The organism is Sphingopyxis sp. LC363 (assembly GCF_000756385.1).
Taxonomy (GTDB): domain Bacteria; phylum Pseudomonadota; class Alphaproteobacteria; order Sphingomonadales; family Sphingomonadaceae; genus Sphingopyxis.
Map to the genome: position 1 here is coordinate 20791 of NZ_JNFC01000002.1, position 16691 is coordinate 37481.

Below are 16691 nucleotides of genomic sequence, written 5' to 3' on the forward strand. Positions count from 1 at the left end.
CAGGCGGAGGATTACTTCCCGAGTCTGAAGATGTCCGGGGGGACGGGGGATGATGAATAAATGGCTGGCGGCCGCCATTCTGGCGGTATCGTTTCTTGTCATGGCGCCAATGGCACATGGGCAAGAAAAAGGCGCAGTGCGCGAAGGGTTTTCGGCTGAAACGCTCAGCGGAAAGAAAATTTTGCTGTTTCGGCCGTCGGTTTGGGTAGGCGAGCAGTCTACGGGTGGGCTCGCCGAGCCTAACGCCGATTGGACCGCGCAGGCGCGCGAGTTTCTGAATGCCGAACTGGCCCGCCGCCAGATAGAGTTCAGCAACGAGCTGATCATCGAGCCCGATCTTGTCGGCGAGGACGCCAAGCTTTTTTCCGAACATCGGGCCTTGTTCAACTCGGTTGCCAGTTCGGTCGTCAATTACCAGTTCTTTGCCGGAAACCGTCTCCCGACGCGGAAGAACAAGGCATTTGACTGGACGCTGGGAGAGGGCACCAAAGCAATCGCGGAGAGGACCGGCGCGCAATATGGGCTATTTGTCCGGACCGAGGACCAATATGGCTCATTCGGGCGAAAGATGTTTCAGGTTCTCGCGATCGGGCTGGTCGGCGCGGGCGTGAGTTCGGGCAAGCATGTCGGCTATGCGGGACTTGTCGATTTGCACACCGGAAATCTGGTCTGGTTGAACGCCGACGAGCAAATGGGCGGTGACGTCCGCACCGAGGAGGGCATGCAAAAGCGCGTTGGTCAATTGCTGGAGGATTTTCCGGGTTTCAAGCCGGTCGCTACGGCAGCCAAATGACCAAGCGGGCAATCGTTGCGGCAGTAGTGATGCTGGCCGCCCCTTCTTCCTTGGCCGCGCGTGAACCGTTCGAAAGGCCGACCTATGCAGGGGCATATGAGCCGCTGGGCGTCGATGAGCGCGGTTTGTGGATGCAAATGGACGATTATGAAAGGGCGTTTCGCGATTCCCCTTTGGTCGTTCGAGATGAAGCTCTCACCAAATATGTAAAGAGCGTACTTTGTAAAACGGTCGGACCAGATCGTTGCGAAGCAACGCGAGTCTATATTGTCCAGGATAAGCTGTTCAATGCGAGCATGGCACCAAATGGAATGATGCAGGTACACACCGGCTTGTTGGCTCGCGTGCATTCGGAAGCGGAACTGGCGACGGTATTGGGACACGAATTTGCTCATTTTGAGCTGCGGCACAGCTTGAATGGCTTTAAGGAGCAGCGAAAAGGCAGCGACTTGATGGCGTGGATCGGCTTGGCGGGCGCCGCCGCTGCCCCGAACACCGGTCTCGGCTTCGCCCAAACGCCGATCGCATTCGGTTTCTTCGGCTTTAAGCGTGCGCAGGAGTCCGAAGCGGACGCTCTTTCCGCATCCTACATCAAGGCATCGGCTTACCCGCTGCGTGCATCGGCCGTGTGGACGCGACTGATGGAAGAAGAGGACGCGCTGAAAGAAGAGCGGAAGTTGCGCAAAATTCGCCGGCGAAATCCGGGGGCGATCGATACGCACCCCACTGATTTACAGCGTGTCGCCTATTTCGCCGAGCAGGAAGCCGAGGCGGGAGCAGCGGAGGGTGACGACGGGCGCGAAGCCTATGGTGCGGAGACCGCGCGCGTTCTGCCGACGCTCTTCGACAGCTTGGTCAAGGGCAATGAGTTCGCCGCTGCCGACTATGTCATCCAAAGCCGGGCCAACGCCTTGGGCTGGGACGGATTGTTGCTTCATGCCCGCGGCGAGCTGTATCGGCTGCGCGGCAACCCGCGGGATCTGGTGACGGCCCGGCAGTTTTACGAACAAGCGATCGCGACCGGTTCGGCGCCTGCCGAGGCGTGGCGCGGCGCGGGACTGACCGCGATGCGCGGCGGGGATAGCTCGGCGGGAAAAGCCGCGTTGCGCGAATATCTGGTCCGATTGCCGCAGGCATCCGACGCCGCGGCCATGAAAATGCTGTTGGAGAATTGAAATGGCTATCCATCGTCGTTCGGTGATTTTCGTCGCGGTTGTGCTTGCTGCCTGGAGCCCGTCTGCAAGTGCGGGCTGGAAGCTGATAAGCGCAAAAGAAACCGCGCAGGTCGATGGCTTGAAAGTAACGCCCGAAAGAGACTGGAACCAAGGTGGACGGCCCGGCAAGCAGGGACGGGTGTGGACGCAGGATGGTGTCGGTCTCAACGCGATCGAGTTCTTCTCCGCCATTCCTGCGGGTGGGTCGCTGTACAAGGAGCGCGACAAGAAGAATAATCCGATGCCAAAGTTCGACAGCGGTCTGTTGCTGCCCGAACTGGCCGATTTTTTTGAACGCAGCTTTCGCGCGGCGAACCAGCTTTCCGATTTTACGATCGTCGAATCGGCCCCAACCGACATCGGCGGGAATAAGGGGTTGCTGGTCCGCTATCGTTATACGATGCCGAATGACGAGTTGACGCGGCTTGGCGAGGCTCGCCTGGCGGTCGTCGACGGCAAATTATTCGTAGCGAATTATTATGCGCCGCAACTGCACTATTTCGGCGCCGGCCTGCCCGAGGCACAAGCCATGATGCAGCGCGTAAGATTCTGAGGTCCGCGAGCGGCGCCGGGCGAGTCTAGCGTGGAGGTGCCGACCACACGCTTTTTCCCTCCTTGATTGTTTCGCGGACCTGGATGTCCTTGATTCCATCGACCGGCGTCGTCAGCGGGTTCTGGTCGAGGATCACGAAGTCGGCGAGCAGGCCGGGCTTGATGCGGCCCTTGCGGTCTTCCTCGAAGATTTGCCAGGCGGGGCCGGTGGTGAGCGCCTGCAGTGCGGCATAGGCGCCCAGCCGTTCCTTTTCGCCGCTGACGACGCCGGCGAGCGAGACGCGCGCCATCGAGGTCCAGAGCATGAAGCGCGTGTCGAGCGGGGTGACGCTGTAATCGCTGTGGTTGGAGGCGATCAGCCCCGCAGCGCGCGCCGAGGCGAAGGGGCTGATGAAATCGACCACTTCGTCGGGGAAATTGGTCCGGTGAATGTCGGCCCAATACCAGGTGTGGTTCGAGAAATAGGCGGGGCCGACGCCGATCTGTTTATAGGCGGCGAGCTGATCGGGGCGCTGGAACTGCGAGTGGATGACGATCGGGCGGCGGTTCGCGGTGGCGGTGATTCCGAGCGCCTCGAAGCCCTCGATCGCCATGTCGATCGCCGCGTCGCCATTGGCGTGGACGAAGAGCTGCCAGCCGCGGTCGTGGACCTTCTTCGCCTGCACGATGAAGTCGGTTTCGGAGAGCACCGGTTCGCCGTGCCAGGGATGATGACCCTCGGGGCTGCCGCGCTTGTAATCGCGGGTGAAATAGCCGGTGCGCGCCTGCACCGACCCGTCAAGGACGAACTTGATCCCCTGCAGCTTCACATGGCCCTGATAGCTGCCGAATTTGAGCGCGGGCTGCGCGAGCAGCGCGTCGAGCCCGGTCGAGAAGGGGAGGAGCGCGAGGTCGATTTTCAGTCGCTCGCGTGCGGCGGGCGACGTGAGGAAGGCGACGTCGGGCGGCTGGGTCGCGCCGTCCTGCGCATGCGTATAGCCCTCGGCGAAATAGGCGTTTTGCGCGGCGTCGAGCGCGGCGAGTTTCTGCTCCGCTGTCGGCTGCGGCAATTTGGCGAGCAGCAGGAACATCGCCTTTTCGAGCAATACGCCGTTGAGCTTGCCCGCTTCATCGCGGAGCATCATCCCGCCGGGCGGGACGGGGGTGGTCTCGTCGATGCCCGCGGCCTTCAGCGCGGCGCTGTTGGCGACCGCGCCGTGGAGCGAGACATGGAGGACGACGAGCGGGCGGTCGGGGGCGATCGCGTCGAGTTCGGCGCGGGTGATATAGCGTTTTTCGGCGAGCGTCTCGTGGTCGAACTGCCAGACGGTCGCCCAGCGTCCGGGCTGGGCCGGGGTGCGGGCGAGATAGTCGCGGATCGCCGCCATGACGCCGTCGACGTCGGTGACCGGCGCTCCGGCACGGAGATCGAGCCCGCCGGCGGTCAGCGTGGCGACGGTGAAATGCGAATGGGCGTCGATGAAGCCGGGGAGCATCGTCGCGCCGTTGAGGTCATGGACAACGGCGCCGTCGCCAGCGGCGGCGCGAGCCTGCTTTTCGGAACCGGCGAAGGCGATGCGGTCGCCCTTTGTCACGACCGCTTCGACAGTCTGCGGAGTGTCGCCGTCCATCGTGATGATCGGGCCGCCGAGGTAGAGCGTGGTGTCCTGCGCTGTGGCGGGCGCTGTGTTCGCCAAGAGCAGCGCGATGGCGGCGGTGATGGATTTCATATGTCTCTCCCCTTGCTGCCATCGTGGCGGCGGAGGGAAGGGCGGGTCAAGAGGTTAGCAAGCTAATTTTAATCCTCCCTGTCGCGGAGCGATCGGGAGTGGCCGCCCGTAGGACTGACGGAGGGACTGGTGGCTCTGCCATCGTCGCCCCTCCACCACGCCCTGCGGGCGCGGTCCCCCTCCCCATCGCTTCGCGACAGGGAGGATCTGCTTAAACCTGATCGGGCGGCACTTCGTCGGGGCCGCGGCCGGGCTGGTCGATATCGCCGCCGCCGGGGCTGCCGGGGATTTCGACCGGTTGACCGGCTGGGTCCTCGAGCGGTGTCGGCTGGGTCGGCCGTTCGGGCGGCGATTGCGGTTCGATCGTGTCGGGCTTCGGCTTGGGCAGCGGGTCGGCGGCCTTGACGTGGAGGTCCGAGGGGTAGGGCATCATATATCTCCTTGACCTGATCAACGAACCGGCGCGACGCATGTTCCGCCAGCGGAACGGGCGGCTTTGTGCCCTTGCCCTTGGCCGCGTGTCTGCTATAGCCCCGCGCGGCCCGCACGGGCGTGCGCGGCAGCGCGCGATTTCGTGCACCCGGCCGAAAACACCTGCGGGCGTGGCGGAATTGGTAGACGCGCTGGTTTTAGGTACCAGTATCGCAAGATGTGGGGGTTCGAGTCCCTTCGCCCGCACCATTCCGCAATGCAGGCCGGGATCATGGGGAACTTCGCCCTTTTGGCGGGGTTCGATACGAGATTTTGAGCAAGGATAAGACCAAGGCAATGAAGACCGTCGAAACGCTGAACGAAGGCCTGAAGCGCGAATATCGCGTCACGATCACCGCCAAGGATATCGACGCGCGCGTCGACGACGAGGTGAAGAGCATCGCCCCGACCGTCCGCATGCCCGGTTTCCGCCCCGGCAAGGTGCCGCCGAACCTGATCCGCAAGATGCACGGCCCCGCGCTGTCGGCCGATGCGCTCAACAAGGCGATCGACGCCGGCGTGCGCGACCTGATGGCGAAGGAAAAGCTTCGCCCCGCGCTGCAGCCGGCCGTGACGCTCGCCGACGGTTATGAAAGCGGCAAGGATGCCGAAGTCACCGTCGCGCTGGAAGTACTGCCCGAAATCGAAACCCCGTCGATCGACGGGCTGAAGCTCGAGCGCCTGACCGTTCCCGCCGACGACAAGGCGGTGATGGCGAAGATCGAGGAATTCGCCGCGCAGATGAAGCGGTTCGAGGAAGCGCCGAAGACCAAGAAAGCCGCGACCGGCGACCAGGTCATCATCGACTTCGCCGGCAGCGTCGACGGCGTCGCCTTCGACGGTGGCACGGGCGAGGACATGGCGGTCGAAATCGGCTCGGGCCAGCTGATCCCGGGCTTCGAAGACCAGCTCGTCGGCGTCAAGGCCGGCGACGAAAAGGTGCTGAAGGTCAGCTTCCCCGACGAATATCCGGTCGAAAATCTGAAGGGCAAGCCCGCCGAATTCGCCGTCAGGGTGAAGGAAGTGAAGGTTCCCGCGGCGTCGAAGATCGACGACGAGTTCGCCAAGACGCTCGGCCTCGAAAGCCTCGACAAGCTGAAAGAGCTGATGAAGGATCAGGTCGAGCAGGAACTCAACGGCCTGACGCGTACCTATATGAAGCGCAAGCTGCTCGACCAGCTCGCCGCGAGCCATGATTTCGAAGTGCCGCCGACGATGGTCGAGGCCGAGTTCAACCAGATCTGGCAGCAGCTCGAGCATGAAGCGAGCCACGAGGAAGATCCCGAAGCGGCGAAGGCCGATCTCGAGAGCGACCGCGACGAATATCGCAGCATCGCGGTGCGCCGCGTCCGCCTCGGCCTGCTCCTGTCGGAAATCGGCCAGGCGCATGGCGTGCAGGTGTCGGCGCAGGAAATGCAGCGCCTCGTCATGCAGGCGGCGCAGCAGTATCGCCCCGAAGATCGCCAGCGTTTCGTCGAATATGTCCAGCAGGACGCGCTCGCCGCCGCGCAGCTCCGCGTCCCGCTCTATGAGGACAAGGTCGTCGACTTCCTGTTCGAAAAGGCCGAGATCAGCGACCGCGAAGTGACGCGCGAAGAGATCGAAGCCGCGATCGAAGCCGACGACGACGGCCACGTCCACGGCCCAGGCTGCGGTCACGACCATGACCATGACGCGAAGCCCGCCAAAAAGGCGGCCGCGAAGAAGGCTGCGCCCGCCAAGAAGGATGCGGTGAAGGAAGAGGCCAAGGAAGAAAAGGCCGAGGCTCCCGCCAAGAAGGCGCCGGCGAAGAAGGCCGAAGCCAAGACTGAGGACAAGCCCGCGGCGAAGAAGGCTGCTCCGGCGAAGGCCGCTGCGGCCGAGAAGGCTGAGTCCGCCAAAAAAGCTCCGGCCAAGAAGGCTGCGGCGAAGAAATAGGCTTCGGCTGATGATTACAAAAAAGGCCGGGTGGAGGATGCTCCACCCGGCCTTTTTCGTTTGAATCGTCGCCCCCGCGAAGGCGGGGGCCGCTACCGGTGTAACGCAAGGTTGCTGGCGGCCCCCGCCTTCGCGGGGGCGACGGACACCGCCTAAATCACATCCATATTATAGCAATGCCAGCTGAAGATCGCCGCCGCGCCGCGGTGCGGACGCCAGGTTTCGGCCAGTTCGCGCGCCCGTTTCTCGCTCGGGCGCGCGCCCAATTGCAGGATGCGGCCGACGGCTTCCTGCACCGCGAGATCGCCTGCGGGCCAGATGTCGGGGCGGCCTTCGGCGAAGAGCAGGTAGATTTCGGCCGACCAGCGCCCGATGCCCTTGACGCGCGTGAGCAAGGCGATCGCTTCCTCATCGTCGGCGGGGAGCGCGTCGAAGGTCAGATCGCCGTCGAGGATGAGCTGGGCGAGGCTTTTGGCATAGCCCTGCTTCTGCCCCGACAGGCCGCAGGCGCGCAGCGTGTCGAAATCGGCGGCGGCCATGACTTCGGCGGGGCAGCCTTCGCCGAATTGCGCCTCGAGCTTGTTCCAGATCGAGGTCGCGGCGGCGACGCTGACCTGCTGGCCGACGATCGTGCGAAGAAGCGTCGTATAGCCGGGCGCGCGGATGCGCGGCTCGGGATAGCCCGCGTTGCCGAGCGCGCGCGCGAAATTGGCGTCGCGCTCCGCCAGCGCGTCGATTCCCGCGTTCAGCTGCTGCTGGCTTAGGCCCATCCTATATTCTCCTTTTGTTCCCAAGGTTGCTGATAGCAACGCTTGATTTGACAGGCAACGCGCGACATAGCGCCTGCGACAAGAAAGAGATGAGGGACTAGCATGGCCAAGCTGATTGTCGTGACGCGCGACGGAACCGAACATGAGATCGAAGGCGACACCAGCCTGACCGTGATGGAAAATATCCGCGACGCCGGTTTCGACGAATTGCTCGCGCTGTGCGGCGGCTGCTGTTCGTGCGCGACCTGCCATGTCCATGTCGAGGCGGGCGACAAGGACGCGATGCCCGCGATGAGCGAGGACGAGAACGACCTGCTCGATTCGACCACCGACCGCGACGATAATTCGCGCCTGTCGTGCCAGATCCCGTTCAGCGACGCGCTCGACGGGCTGAAAGTGCGGATCGCGGCGGAGGATTAGACCTTATTGGCCCGCCGTCGCGACCGCGTAGAGCGCGATCGCCGCGGCGTTCGAGATGTTGAGGCTCTCCATCCGCGGCGAGATGGGCAGCTTTGCCAGCACGTCGCAATGTTCCATGACATTGTGGCGCATCCCGTCGCCTTCGGAGCCGAGCACCAGCGCGACCTTGCTGCCGTCGAGCGTCGATCCGAGCGTCGTTTCGGTGTCGCCCATCAGCCCGATGCGCCAATATTGGGCCTCGGCGATCTCCTCCAGCGCGCGCGACAGGTTGACGACGCGCACCCATGGCACGGTTTCGAGCGCGCCCGATGCCGAACGCGCGATCACGCCGCTTTCGGGCGGGCTATGGCGGTCCTGCGTGATGATCGCCGCCGCATCGAACGCCGCCGCCGAGCGCAGCACCGCGCCGATATTGTGCGGATCGGTGACCTGGTCGAGGATGACGAGCGGACGCTTGCTCTCCGCATCCACCTCTTCCTGCAACAGGTCGCCGAGATGGATATTCTCGAGCGGGTCGACCTCGATCACCAGCCCCTGATGCGGCGCGTCGCGCGCGACGAGTCGCGCGAGGTCGGCGACGTCCGCATAGCTGATCGGAATCACCGGCGGCAGGTCGAGCTGGCCCAATGCCTCGCGCGTGCCCCAGATGCGCTTGACGTTGCGTTCGGGGTTGGCGAGCGCGGCGAGAACGGCGTGGCGGCCCCAGAAACGGATGGCCTGACCGCGTTGGTTTCCGCCTGACGGGCGGCGATGTCGGGAAAATTGTCTCATAAGGCGCGCCTTTCCCACGACCGCCATTGACAGGCAAGCCTCGTTTCGCCATTGGACCGCTTCCCAAAGCGGGCCCCAAGGACAGGTGGCCGAGTGGTTAAAGGCAGCAGACTGTAAATCTGCCCGGGTTTCCGTACGCTGGTTCGAATCCAGCCCTGTCCACCACCCTCCGGTCCGAGGGCATCTCCCAAAACCTCTGGAAACCGCAGAAAACATAGGGTATTATCCTTGGGTCGGTCCTCTGTATCTCACGCCGTATCACTGCAGCGCAGAGAAAAGTGGGGGGAGAATGTGGGGGAAGATTTTTCACCCCCTCAGAATCGGCCCTCCAAGTGTGGGGGAAAAGATGGGGGTTAACGCTATGAAAAAGCTCACAGCTTTGGCGATAAAGGCCGCCATGGCGAATCCCGGCACCTATCAGGACGGGGACGGGCTGTTCCTGAAGGTGGACAAACGTGGCGGGGCTTCTTGGCTTCTGCGACTACAACATGACGGCAAGCGCCGGGATATCGGTTTGGGAAGTGCCAAATTGCTGCCGCTCGTGGAGGCACGGCAAAAAGCCAGCGAGCTGCGCAGGGCCATCAAGATCGACCGTCGCGATATTCTGATGGAAAGGAAGCATGAAGCGGCCGCCAAGGTGACCTTCCGCGAGGCCGCACATCAATATCATAAGGAGAATGCGGCCGGTTGGAAAAGCGCCATCTATGCACGCCAGTGGCTCGCCAGTCTCGAAAGTCACGCCTTTCCGAAATTGGGCAATGTTCCGACCGGAGGAATCGCCGCGGCTGATATCATCGATGTGTTGTTGCCGATCTGGCAGGAAATCCCGGAGACGGCACGTCAGGTGCGCAACCGCATTTGCGTCGTCCTGGATTATGCTCATGCGAAAGGCTGGCGCTCCAGCGAGGCTCCGTCGGGCAATGGCAGCCTCAAAGCGGGGAGGGGGCTGCCCCGGCAAGTGAAGTCACGGGAGAATCGCAAGGCGATGCCTTACAGCGCGCTTCCGACTTTCGTCGCGACTTTGCGGCGAAAGCCGGCCTTCGGGCGGTTGGCGCTCGAATTGCTCATCCTCACAGGCGTGCGCAGCCAAGAGGTTCGCCTGGCAACATGGGACGAATTTGATGTCCAGCGGCGCCTCTGGATTATTCCCGCGGATCATATGAAGCGGGGCAAGGCCCACATCGTTCCCTTATCTGACGCGGCCTTGGCGGTACTCGCGAAGGCAAAGGCCTTCCGCCTTCCGGATACCGATGTCGTATTCCCGGGAGCTGCGGGTAAGCCGATGTCCGATATGACGCTGCTCAAGGTGCTGCGCGACATGAAGGAACCTTTCCACGTTCACGGCTTTCGCTCCACCTTCACCGACTGGGCGGCAAATGCAGGCTTCGCCGATGCCGTGGTGGAGGCGGCGCTGGCTCATAAGACGCCCGACGCTGTGCAGGCGGCTTATCGCCGTACGACCTATCTCGGCACGCCGGAGCAGCCGGGCGCGCGCGTTACGCTGATGGATACATGGGGGCGCTATTGCGCGGGGGAGAGCCCAGGAGGTTCCACGAGTTGAGCGCACGGTCAAATATGGCCGGTAGGCGACCGTCCGGATTGGAGTGGAGTTGCAGGATAGCGGACGTTCACTCAGGGTCGGCTGCCGACCAAACTCGCCCTTCCGATGCAGTAGTGCGAATGTCACCTCGCGCCGAAACCGATTTTTCGCAGCCTTGATAGCTACGGGTGACAGATTGCGCTGGCGGGGCTAGTATTCTCGCTTTAGCCTCGCTTCTAAGAAAGTCGAAGGCAGCCAAGCGGGGGGGGGGGTGATGATTACCGTATTTAGCGTCGTTAAGGACGAAGTGATTCAAAGCACCGTAGCGACCGGTGTCACCACCTACAGATACGCCCTCGATAGCCTGTTCCCTCTGATTGATAAGTTCGAGGAACAGCGAAAGGTTCAACGGAAAAAGTTCTACGAACGGCTGAAGGCGGATATTCTCCGGGGCTGTGTAATGCCTCCGATAACCCTCGCCTTCGTAAATCCCGCGCATGCGAGCGACCTTAATGCCGCCAATATACAGGCTTTCGTAGAGGAAAACATCTCCGAGGGATACATTTTGGACGGCATGCAGCGACTTAACACGCTGTGGGATGCGTCCAACGAGATTGGCTTTAATCCAGATGGAAGTCTCAGCGTGAACGTGATCATCGCTGAGCGTTACGACCTTTTGTTGTATCGGATGATCACTCTTAACAACGGGCAGAAGCCCATGACTGCGCGACATCAAATTGAGATGTTAACAAAGGGTGTCCTAAATATAGGTCACCCTGATATGGTTATTGTATCTGAAAAGGAAACTGAGTCTGTAAAGCCTCATGGGGCCTTTAGAAAAAGTGATATCGCTTCCGCCTATACAGCATTTCTAACCAATAGTGTTAACAATGAAAACTCTCGCATAATCGAGTCAAAACTAGATGAAATTCTCGTCGGCAAGGTTATGGACTCAGACCTTACCACATCTAATGTATCTTTCTCTGATATATTAGACCAGGTTGCGCGTTTCTCGGCTGATACGATATCCCGAGACTGGCTTCGTCTTGGCAACAACTTGGTAGGCTTCGCGGTGGGCGCAAAAAGGAGCTTTGAACAATTAAAAGTGATAAGCAAGGACCACTTTAGGGTTCTGACTGAAACATTCGACGAAGCGTTTTCCGCACTTAATGTTTCAAAAATTAATGTTGGTAAGTTTCGGCGCGAATTATCGATGCACTTTTTTGCAAACCTAGACCGCTATCAGGATGCAGACGCTGACGAGATAACCAAAGTCTTTTTTGAGAGAACGATGGTCGATTGATAACTATGCGATCATTTCAGCTTGTTGAGCCGGTTAGCGTCCACGGCTTGCCCGAGCATCCCTTCGGCCTTGGCCAGCAAGGATATGCGCTACATGAGATCGTGAGAATTATTGTTGGCAATGTCGACGTTAAAGACCAGGCAGACAATGTCTTTCGACTTCGACGCAACGAGCTCCGAACGAGGCCTCTGCGTGCGCACAGGGTGGCGAGAGTAGTAAAGCTCCTCTTTGAGTCGCAGGTTAATCTCGGTGATTATTCGCACCTTCTTACGACAGTCGGAGCACGAAATAGTAATTTTTTCGCGACAATCAGAGATGAACTCATCTTATGCCTAGTCGCGCGCAGAGAAAGACGGTTCACCGAAAGTTTTTTATACCTATATAGGATACTTGAATACACTTCTGTCGCCTTTCCGATGCTATATGCACTATCAAATCAAAACTTTGCAGGGTCGCTAAGTTTTTTAAAATCTCTCGTATCTGATGGTAAGCAAGGCGATCTAAAGGTTCTATCGAAAGCGCTGCCTACGTTGGCGGCACAGGGTAATCTTGATGGCTTACTATTCGACTTTTCAGTTGCAGGATACGACGTTAATTTAGTTAGCAAGATCAAGAGCGAGCTAAATGCTGCGGTAAAGCCAGCAGTCTCGAGTATGGATTTTGAAGATCAAGGCGACATCCTGTTTAGAGTGGCATTTAACGATATGTCACACCTGTTTGCGACCCTTCGAAATAGAATGTTTCACTATAGGAACGATGAGCGAAATATCGATCTTGTTAAGATCGGAGGTGCTGAAACTGTCTGCAAACTCTGCATAGACGAACTAATTTATTGGTTTTGCTTGGTCTATACCGAGATAATTCGGACTGTTGGAAAGCAAATCATTTGACGTGGAGCGCTCGTCGAGGGAACGTGTAACGTCGGCTTCTAACTGGGGCTGACGCTCGGCGCCTGGCACTTCAGCAGCGGCTAAAGTCCAAGCCTGCGATAATTTGATCGTCCGCTTTCGGGCGAGGAAAAGTCGCTGTCGAAAGGCGAGAAGGAGGCGCATTCCAGTTATAGAATTGAGCGCGGCCTCAAATGAGCGCACACTGGCGGCGGCAGGCGCCGCCAGAGGTCGCGCGTTTGGTTGGGTGGCCGCGCGGCGCACTTGGCTCGCTGATCTTGGCGGGGCGGCGGCTAAGCACAACTGCGCACGCACGCCGCCCCGCCGACGGCTTCGCCAAGGGCGCGTCTGTTGTTCCGGCATGGCGCGCCGGGCTCGCCGACCGGCGCGGCGTCGTTGTTTCGCGCTCGCTATCCCCGCAAGCTGGCGCGGCGAGTGGATGGCACGAGGTTGCCTCGGGCGAGCGGGAAGAGGGCTGCGCGAAACTGCCTCTGCGCCGCCGACACGAAGATGCTGCATCTTTCACATCCTGCCTGGACTTCGCCGGGGTCGTTATCGTCGAGCTCGAAGGCGTCGCGGGGGTTGGCGCGAGCTTTGGCAACGGGCTTCGCGTCAACGCCAGGCCCCGGACCTCCGGCATGATCTTTCCGCGATCGGAAGACGGTTTGAGGGCAGGGAGCGTCGGCCCTAGCTGAGGCCGTATCGTCTGCGGAATATCGGTACGATCGCTTGTCTCGCTCAAACATCGACGATTGATCGGTCCGGCCGATAGCTGTCGGGCGCTCCACCTGTTCTGCAGAACCATCCCCGGCGACGGGCGATCGACCTGGACCCGCGCGGCGTCCCGCGTAAGCGCGGCGGGGCGATTATTTCCCCGACTGCTGCGCAGTCTCCTCGCGGCCGCTTCGCTTCAAATAATCGTCCCGCTGCACTCCTCCGCTTCGCTGCGGCCCTGACGGGTTCGCGGGAGCGCCTCATGCCGGTCCTTGGTCCGCCCATGCCGCAGGGATGGTCCCGCGGTAACTCAAGGAGACGACAAATGGCATCTATCGGCTTTGTGAACGGCACCATCGAGAAGGGATTCGTGGGCCAGCTCAAGACCCTCTCGATCCGCGCAGCGATCGAGATCCGGACCAACCGCTCGAAAGCGGGCGACGTCCAGCCCGACTACCGGGTCTATTCCGAGGGCGTCGAGATCGGTGCCGGCTGGATCCGCGTCGGACAGCAGTCGGGCGAGCCCTATGTGTCGCTGAGCCTCGCAGCCCCCGAGTTCGGACCGCGCCGGCTCTATGCGAACCTCGGCCGCGCCGCCGGGCAGGATGGCGAGGATGGCTATGCCCTCATCTGGAACCCCGCCGACTGAGGCTTGACTTCCACCCCGCGCCGCCTCCGCGGCGCGGGGTTTCGCTGTCCTGAGCCTTTCAGACAGGGCCGTCGCCGCGGCCGCGGCTGCGCCTGAGGTCGGCGAGGGTGAAGGACATGGGATTGCGGAGCCAGATATCGACTTCGCCGGCACGCCAGCCGCAGCAACGCTCCGCCAGCTTGTGCTGCGGCGGGAAGGTGCCGGCGGAGATCTTGCGATAGAGGGTGGCACGGCTGAGCCCGGTGAGATCGAGGACTTCGGTGAGGCGCATGAGGCGGAGGGGAGATTGATATGCCATGTGCTGTTTCTCCATATGTCGGGGGATCATACGTCGACGTGAGATCATAGAAGGGATCGAAATCGCGTTCGTCAACACCCCAGAAATCTGCCGATTTTGCTATCGTATGATGGCGTAGTGCCGTGGGCATCCATGGGCGTCCGTGGAGGTTTGCGGGCCGACCTGGCGTAGCCTGAACTTTTTGTCGCACAGCGTCTCGCGCATGAGATCGCCCGAGGAGAAATGAGGCCGTCGGCGACGGCCGCGTCCAAAATGTCGCGCCGTCACCGGCGCGGCGAACGTTCTGATTCGCCTGGATGAGGGCGCCGCTGGCGCACAGGCGGTCGCCGCTCTGCGGCGGCGTTGTCCCCGGCGCTGCGGGGGCGGAGGTGGGCGTCACTCGCCTCTAGCCTCGCCCGGCCGGGCCGCAACCCGCGTCGCGGGTCCTCCATTGCATTGCGGTCCTGCGGATGCAGCCCGCCCGATGATGCGGGTCTGCCGGCTCCTTCCTGCCGCCCACCTCCGCCCCCTTCCGGGCCGGGGTGCGGTGGCTGGAAGGAGAAAGGTTGTGCGCAAGGAAAGGATCGAACGGGCGAGCCTCTACAGCGAGGTCACCAACCGGATCATCGTCGAGCTGGAAGAGGGGCGGCTGCCTTGGGTGCAGCCTTGGGACAGCGCGGCGTGCGGCTGCACCATGCCGCAGAATGCCGGAACGGCGCGCAGATATAGCGGCATCAATGTGCTGATCCTCTGGGCCGAGGTGATCGCCAAGGGCTATGCGTCACAGCGCTGGCTCACCTACCGGCAGGCCGAGGCCGCAGGCGGCAATGTCCGGCGCGGCGAGAAGGGCACGGTCATTTGCTATGCCGACCGCTTCACGCCGAAGGCGGAGCAGGAACAGGCGCGCAGCGAAGACCGCGAGGCACGGCAGGTGGCTTTCCTCAAGCGCTTTGTCGTGTTCAACGTCGAGCAGTGCGAAGGGATTCCCGAAGACTTCACCGCACCGTTGGTCAGCGCCGATCCGGTGCTGGCGATCGCCGAGGCCGATGCGCTGATTGCTGCGAGCGGCGCGCGCTTCAACATTGGCGGCGCGGATGCCTTTTACAGCCCCTCCCATGACTTTGTGCAGGTGCCGCCGCAGGCGGCCTTTCACGAGCCGGTGAACTGGTATCGCACCGCGCTGCACGAGCTTGGGCATTGGACTGGGCACGGCAGCCGCTTGGATCGCGACCAGACGGGCGGCTTTGGCTCCGAAGCCTATGCCAGGGAAGAGCTTGTCGCCGAAATGGCATCAGCCTTCACCTGCGCTTCGCTCGGCATCGCGCCGACCGTGCGCCACGCCGATTATATCGCATCATGGCTTTCTGTCCTGCGCGATGACGAGAAGGCGATCTTCCGCGCCGCAAGCCAAGCCAGCAAGGCGAGCGATTATCTGCTGGCCTTCACGGGAGGCGAACAATGAGCGCGCGTAAGGCCCGCGCCGAGCGGCTTCGTTTGTGGCGCGCCGAGCGCGCGGTCGATCGGATGCGCGGCCTCGACCGCAAGGTCTTTCTCGCGATCCGCGTCGACGAGATGCGCTATCCCGAAATTGCCGAGCGGTTCGGCATCAGCGTCGCCGAGGTCGAGAAGCACTTCGCCGCGAGCCTTCGCATCATGATGAGCGCCATGGATGAGAAAGATCCATGGTGGTGGCGTTTCCGGCTGTGGTGAAGCGGCGCGGGCCGGATGGCGCTTGCCATCCGGCCCGCGCGATTACAGGGTGATGTAAATGCGCACCGATCTCGATCATCTTCCGGCCAATAAGCAGCGCGAGCTCGAGCGCGTGAAGGCGATCATCTTCGAGGAGTTCGAGGACGCCATCGCGCTTGCGACGATGAGCTGGAAGAAGAAAGGACGGATCGACAAGATCATCCTCTACGGCAGCTATGCGCGTGGCGGCTGGGTCGACGAGCCGCACACCGCCAAGGGCTATCGCTCGGACTTTGATCTGCTCATCATCGTCAATGACAAGCGCCTCACCGAGAAGGTCGATTATTGGCTCAAGCTCGAGGATCGGCTGAACCGCGAGCTTGCGATCGACAGGACGCTCCACACGCCGGTCAACTTCATCGTCCACACCTTGCAGGAAGTGAACGACGGGCTCGCGCATGGCCGCTATTTCTTCATGGACGTCGCGAAGGACGGCATCGCGCTCTACGAGTATGACGACAAGGCGCTTCATAAGCCGAAGCCGAAGACGCCGCAGCAGGCGCTGGAAATGGCGCGGGAGTATTTCGAAGAGTGGCTTCCGTCTGCTCAGAGCTTCCTTCGAGGATATAAGCACGCACTAAATGACGGCGACTTGAAGAAGGCTGCATTCGACCTACACCAGACTGCCGAACGCCTCTATCACTGCGTCCTTCTGGTCTGCACGTTCTACACGCCGCATGTCCATAATCTCGGCTTCCTGCGCACGCAGGCTGAGCGCATCGACATGCGGCTCGTCGATGCCTGGCCGCGCGAGCTGAAGGCCGATCGCTCGCGCTTCGAGAAGCTCAAGGAAGCCTATGTGAAGGCGCGCTACAGCAAGCATTATCGGATCAGCGAAGACGAGCTTCAATGGCTCGGCGAGCGTGTCGAGGAACTGGGCCGCGCGGTTCATGCGATTTGTTCGGAGCGCATTGCGCTGCTAGAGCGCCAAGCGAAGTAATTCGCTCATTCCCGA

At 61.4% G+C, this 16691-nt stretch carries 17 protein-coding genes and 2 tRNA genes; 14 read left to right on the forward strand and 5 right to left on the reverse strand.

Annotation, left to right across the window (positions count from 1 at the left end):
• Positions 1–49 precede the first annotated feature (49 nt).
• Genes FG95_RS01500 through FG95_RS01510 form a run of 3 tightly spaced genes read left to right on the forward strand, consistent with a single transcriptional unit; the run spans position 50 to position 2560 of the window.
• Positions 50–793 carry a hypothetical protein gene (locus FG95_RS01500; protein ID WP_235211417.1) on the forward strand — a complete coding sequence of 248 codons (744 nt, stop codon included), beginning with the start codon at positions 50–52 and terminating at the stop codon, positions 791–793.
• On the forward strand, positions 790–1968 hold the full coding sequence (locus tag FG95_RS01505) for a M48 family metallopeptidase (protein WP_037553465.1): 1179 nt from the start codon (positions 790–792) through the stop codon (positions 1966–1968). Before FG95_RS01500 ends, FG95_RS01505 begins: the two co-directional genes overlap by 4 nt.
• A 1-nt stretch (position 1969) precedes the next feature.
• The gene (locus tag FG95_RS01510; protein WP_052181981.1) at positions 1970–2560 is read left to right on the forward strand and encodes a hypothetical protein; all 591 of its coding nucleotides are present in this window, start codon (positions 1970–1972) and stop codon (positions 2558–2560) included.
• A gap of 25 nt (positions 2561–2585) precedes the next feature.
• On the opposite strand, the gene FG95_RS01515 is transcribed toward FG95_RS01510, so the two are convergent.
• Together FG95_RS01515 and FG95_RS01520 are read right to left on the reverse strand one after the other, a co-directional pair.
• The gene (locus FG95_RS01515) at positions 2586–4268 is read right to left on the reverse strand and encodes an amidohydrolase (protein ID WP_052181982.1); all 1683 of its coding nucleotides are present in this window, start codon (positions 4266–4268) and stop codon (positions 2586–2588) included.
• 211 nt (positions 4269–4479) lie between these two features.
• On the reverse strand, positions 4480–4701 hold the full coding sequence (locus tag FG95_RS01520; protein WP_037553466.1) for a hypothetical protein: 222 nt from the start codon (positions 4699–4701) through the stop codon (positions 4480–4482).
• 163 nt (positions 4702–4864) lie between these two features.
• On the opposite strand from FG95_RS01520, the gene FG95_RS01525 reads away from it, so the two are divergent.
• A tRNA-Leu gene (locus FG95_RS01525) sits at positions 4865–4949 on the forward strand.
• 87 nt (positions 4950–5036) lie between these two features.
• A complete protein-coding gene (tig, locus tag FG95_RS01530; RefSeq protein ID WP_037553467.1) occupies positions 5037–6656 on the forward strand; it encodes a trigger factor in 1620 nt (539 codons plus the stop codon).
• 152 nt (positions 6657–6808) lie between these two features.
• Here the strand turns inward: tig and FG95_RS01535 are convergent, their stop codons facing one another.
• Positions 6809–7426: a DNA-3-methyladenine glycosylase family protein gene (locus FG95_RS01535; RefSeq protein ID WP_037553469.1), complete on the reverse strand. Its 618-nt coding sequence runs from the start codon at positions 7424–7426 to the stop codon at positions 6809–6811.
• A gap of 102 nt (positions 7427–7528) precedes the next feature.
• Here FG95_RS01535 and FG95_RS01540 point away from each other — a divergent pair, with 102 nt between their 5' ends.
• Positions 7529–7846: a 2Fe-2S iron-sulfur cluster-binding protein gene (locus FG95_RS01540; protein ID WP_037553472.1), complete on the forward strand. Its 318-nt coding sequence runs from the start codon at positions 7529–7531 to the stop codon at positions 7844–7846.
• 3 nt (positions 7847–7849) lie between these two features.
• On the opposite strand, the gene rlmB is transcribed toward FG95_RS01540, so the two are convergent.
• Entirely contained in the window at positions 7850–8617 is a 768-nt protein-coding gene (gene rlmB, locus FG95_RS01545; RefSeq protein ID WP_037553546.1) for a 23S rRNA (guanosine(2251)-2'-O)-methyltransferase RlmB, read from the reverse strand.
• Between the two features lie 79 nt (positions 8618–8696).
• Here rlmB and FG95_RS01550 point away from each other — a divergent pair.
• The 5 genes from FG95_RS01550 (at position 8697) to FG95_RS01565 (ending at position 13710) form a co-directional block, all read left to right on the forward strand.
• Positions 8697–8782, forward strand: a tRNA-Tyr gene (locus tag FG95_RS01550).
• A gap of 196 nt (positions 8783–8978) precedes the next feature.
• Positions 8979–10178: a tyrosine-type recombinase/integrase gene (locus tag FG95_RS01555; RefSeq protein WP_037553474.1), complete on the forward strand. Its 1200-nt coding sequence runs from the start codon at positions 8979–8981 to the stop codon at positions 10176–10178.
• 253 nt (positions 10179–10431) lie between these two features.
• Complete coding sequence (locus tag FG95_RS01560) at positions 10432–11460, forward strand: hypothetical protein (protein ID WP_052181983.1); 1029 nt, start codon at positions 10432–10434, stop codon at positions 11458–11460.
• Positions 11461–11876: 416 nt separating this feature from the next.
• The gene (locus tag FG95_RS20415; protein WP_152567551.1) at positions 11877–12350 is read left to right on the forward strand and encodes a hypothetical protein; all 474 of its coding nucleotides are present in this window, start codon (positions 11877–11879) and stop codon (positions 12348–12350) included.
• 1036 nt (positions 12351–13386) lie between these two features.
• Positions 13387–13710 carry a DUF736 domain-containing protein gene (locus FG95_RS01565; RefSeq protein ID WP_037553476.1) on the forward strand — a complete coding sequence of 108 codons (324 nt, stop codon included), beginning with the start codon at positions 13387–13389 and terminating at the stop codon, positions 13708–13710.
• Between the two features lie 58 nt (positions 13711–13768).
• On the opposite strand, the gene FG95_RS01570 is transcribed toward FG95_RS01565, so the two are convergent.
• On the reverse strand, positions 13769–14008 hold the full coding sequence (locus FG95_RS01570) for a helix-turn-helix transcriptional regulator (protein ID WP_037553477.1): 240 nt from the start codon (positions 14006–14008) through the stop codon (positions 13769–13771).
• 547 nt (positions 14009–14555) lie between these two features.
• Here FG95_RS01570 and FG95_RS01575 point away from each other — a divergent pair.
• The 3 genes from FG95_RS01575 to FG95_RS01585 are packed head-to-tail and all read left to right on the forward strand — an operon-like array spanning position 14556 to position 16676.
• Entirely contained in the window at positions 14556–15449 is an 894-nt protein-coding gene (locus tag FG95_RS01575) for an ArdC family protein (protein WP_037553478.1), read from the forward strand.
• Positions 15446–15697 carry a sigma factor-like helix-turn-helix DNA-binding protein gene (locus FG95_RS01580; RefSeq protein ID WP_037553479.1) on the forward strand — a complete coding sequence of 84 codons (252 nt, stop codon included), beginning with the start codon at positions 15446–15448 and terminating at the stop codon, positions 15695–15697. The genes FG95_RS01575 and FG95_RS01580 overlap by 4 nt, the downstream gene beginning before the upstream one ends.
• 58 nt (positions 15698–15755) lie before the next feature.
• The gene (locus FG95_RS01585; protein ID WP_037553480.1) at positions 15756–16676 is read left to right on the forward strand and encodes a nucleotidyltransferase and HEPN domain-containing protein; all 921 of its coding nucleotides are present in this window, start codon (positions 15756–15758) and stop codon (positions 16674–16676) included.
• The last annotated feature ends 15 nt before the right edge of the window (positions 16677–16691 follow it).

Excerpts from the sequence above, each read along its gene's own strand:
- FG95_RS01500 (WP_235211417.1), top strand. The coding sequence starts at position 50 with ATGATGAATAAATGGCTGGCGGCCGCCATTCTGGCGGTATCGTTTCTT.
- FG95_RS01505 (WP_037553465.1), top strand. The coding sequence starts at position 790 with ATGACCAAGCGGGCAATCGTTGCGGCAGTAGTGATGCTGGCCGCCCCT.
- FG95_RS01510 (WP_052181981.1), top strand. The coding sequence starts at position 1,970 with ATGGCTATCCATCGTCGTTCGGTGATTTTCGTCGCGGTTGTGCTTGCT.
- FG95_RS01515 (WP_052181982.1), bottom strand. The coding sequence starts at position 4,268 with ATGAAATCCATCACCGCCGCCATCGCGCTGCTCTTGGCGAACACAGCG.
- FG95_RS01520 (WP_037553466.1), bottom strand. The coding sequence starts at position 4,701 with ATGATGCCCTACCCCTCGGACCTCCACGTCAAGGCCGCCGACCCGCTG.
- tig (WP_037553467.1), top strand. The coding sequence starts at position 5,037 with ATGAAGACCGTCGAAACGCTGAACGAAGGCCTGAAGCGCGAATATCGC.
- FG95_RS01535 (WP_037553469.1), bottom strand. The coding sequence starts at position 7,426 with ATGGGCCTAAGCCAGCAGCAGCTGAACGCGGGAATCGACGCGCTGGCG.
- FG95_RS01540 (WP_037553472.1), top strand. The coding sequence starts at position 7,529 with ATGGCCAAGCTGATTGTCGTGACGCGCGACGGAACCGAACATGAGATC.
- rlmB (WP_037553546.1), bottom strand. The coding sequence starts at position 8,617 with ATGAGACAATTTTCCCGACATCGCCGCCCGTCAGGCGGAAACCAACGC.
- FG95_RS01555 (WP_037553474.1), top strand. The coding sequence starts at position 8,979 with ATGAAAAAGCTCACAGCTTTGGCGATAAAGGCCGCCATGGCGAATCCC.
- FG95_RS01560 (WP_052181983.1), top strand. The coding sequence starts at position 10,432 with ATGATTACCGTATTTAGCGTCGTTAAGGACGAAGTGATTCAAAGCACC.
- FG95_RS20415 (WP_152567551.1), top strand. The coding sequence starts at position 11,877 with ATGCTATATGCACTATCAAATCAAAACTTTGCAGGGTCGCTAAGTTTT.
- FG95_RS01565 (WP_037553476.1), top strand. The coding sequence starts at position 13,387 with ATGGCATCTATCGGCTTTGTGAACGGCACCATCGAGAAGGGATTCGTG.
- FG95_RS01570 (WP_037553477.1), bottom strand. The coding sequence starts at position 14,008 with ATGGCATATCAATCTCCCCTCCGCCTCATGCGCCTCACCGAAGTCCTC.
- FG95_RS01580 (WP_037553479.1), top strand. The coding sequence starts at position 15,446 with ATGAGCGCGCGTAAGGCCCGCGCCGAGCGGCTTCGTTTGTGGCGCGCC.
- FG95_RS01585 (WP_037553480.1), top strand. The coding sequence starts at position 15,756 with ATGCGCACCGATCTCGATCATCTTCCGGCCAATAAGCAGCGCGAGCTC.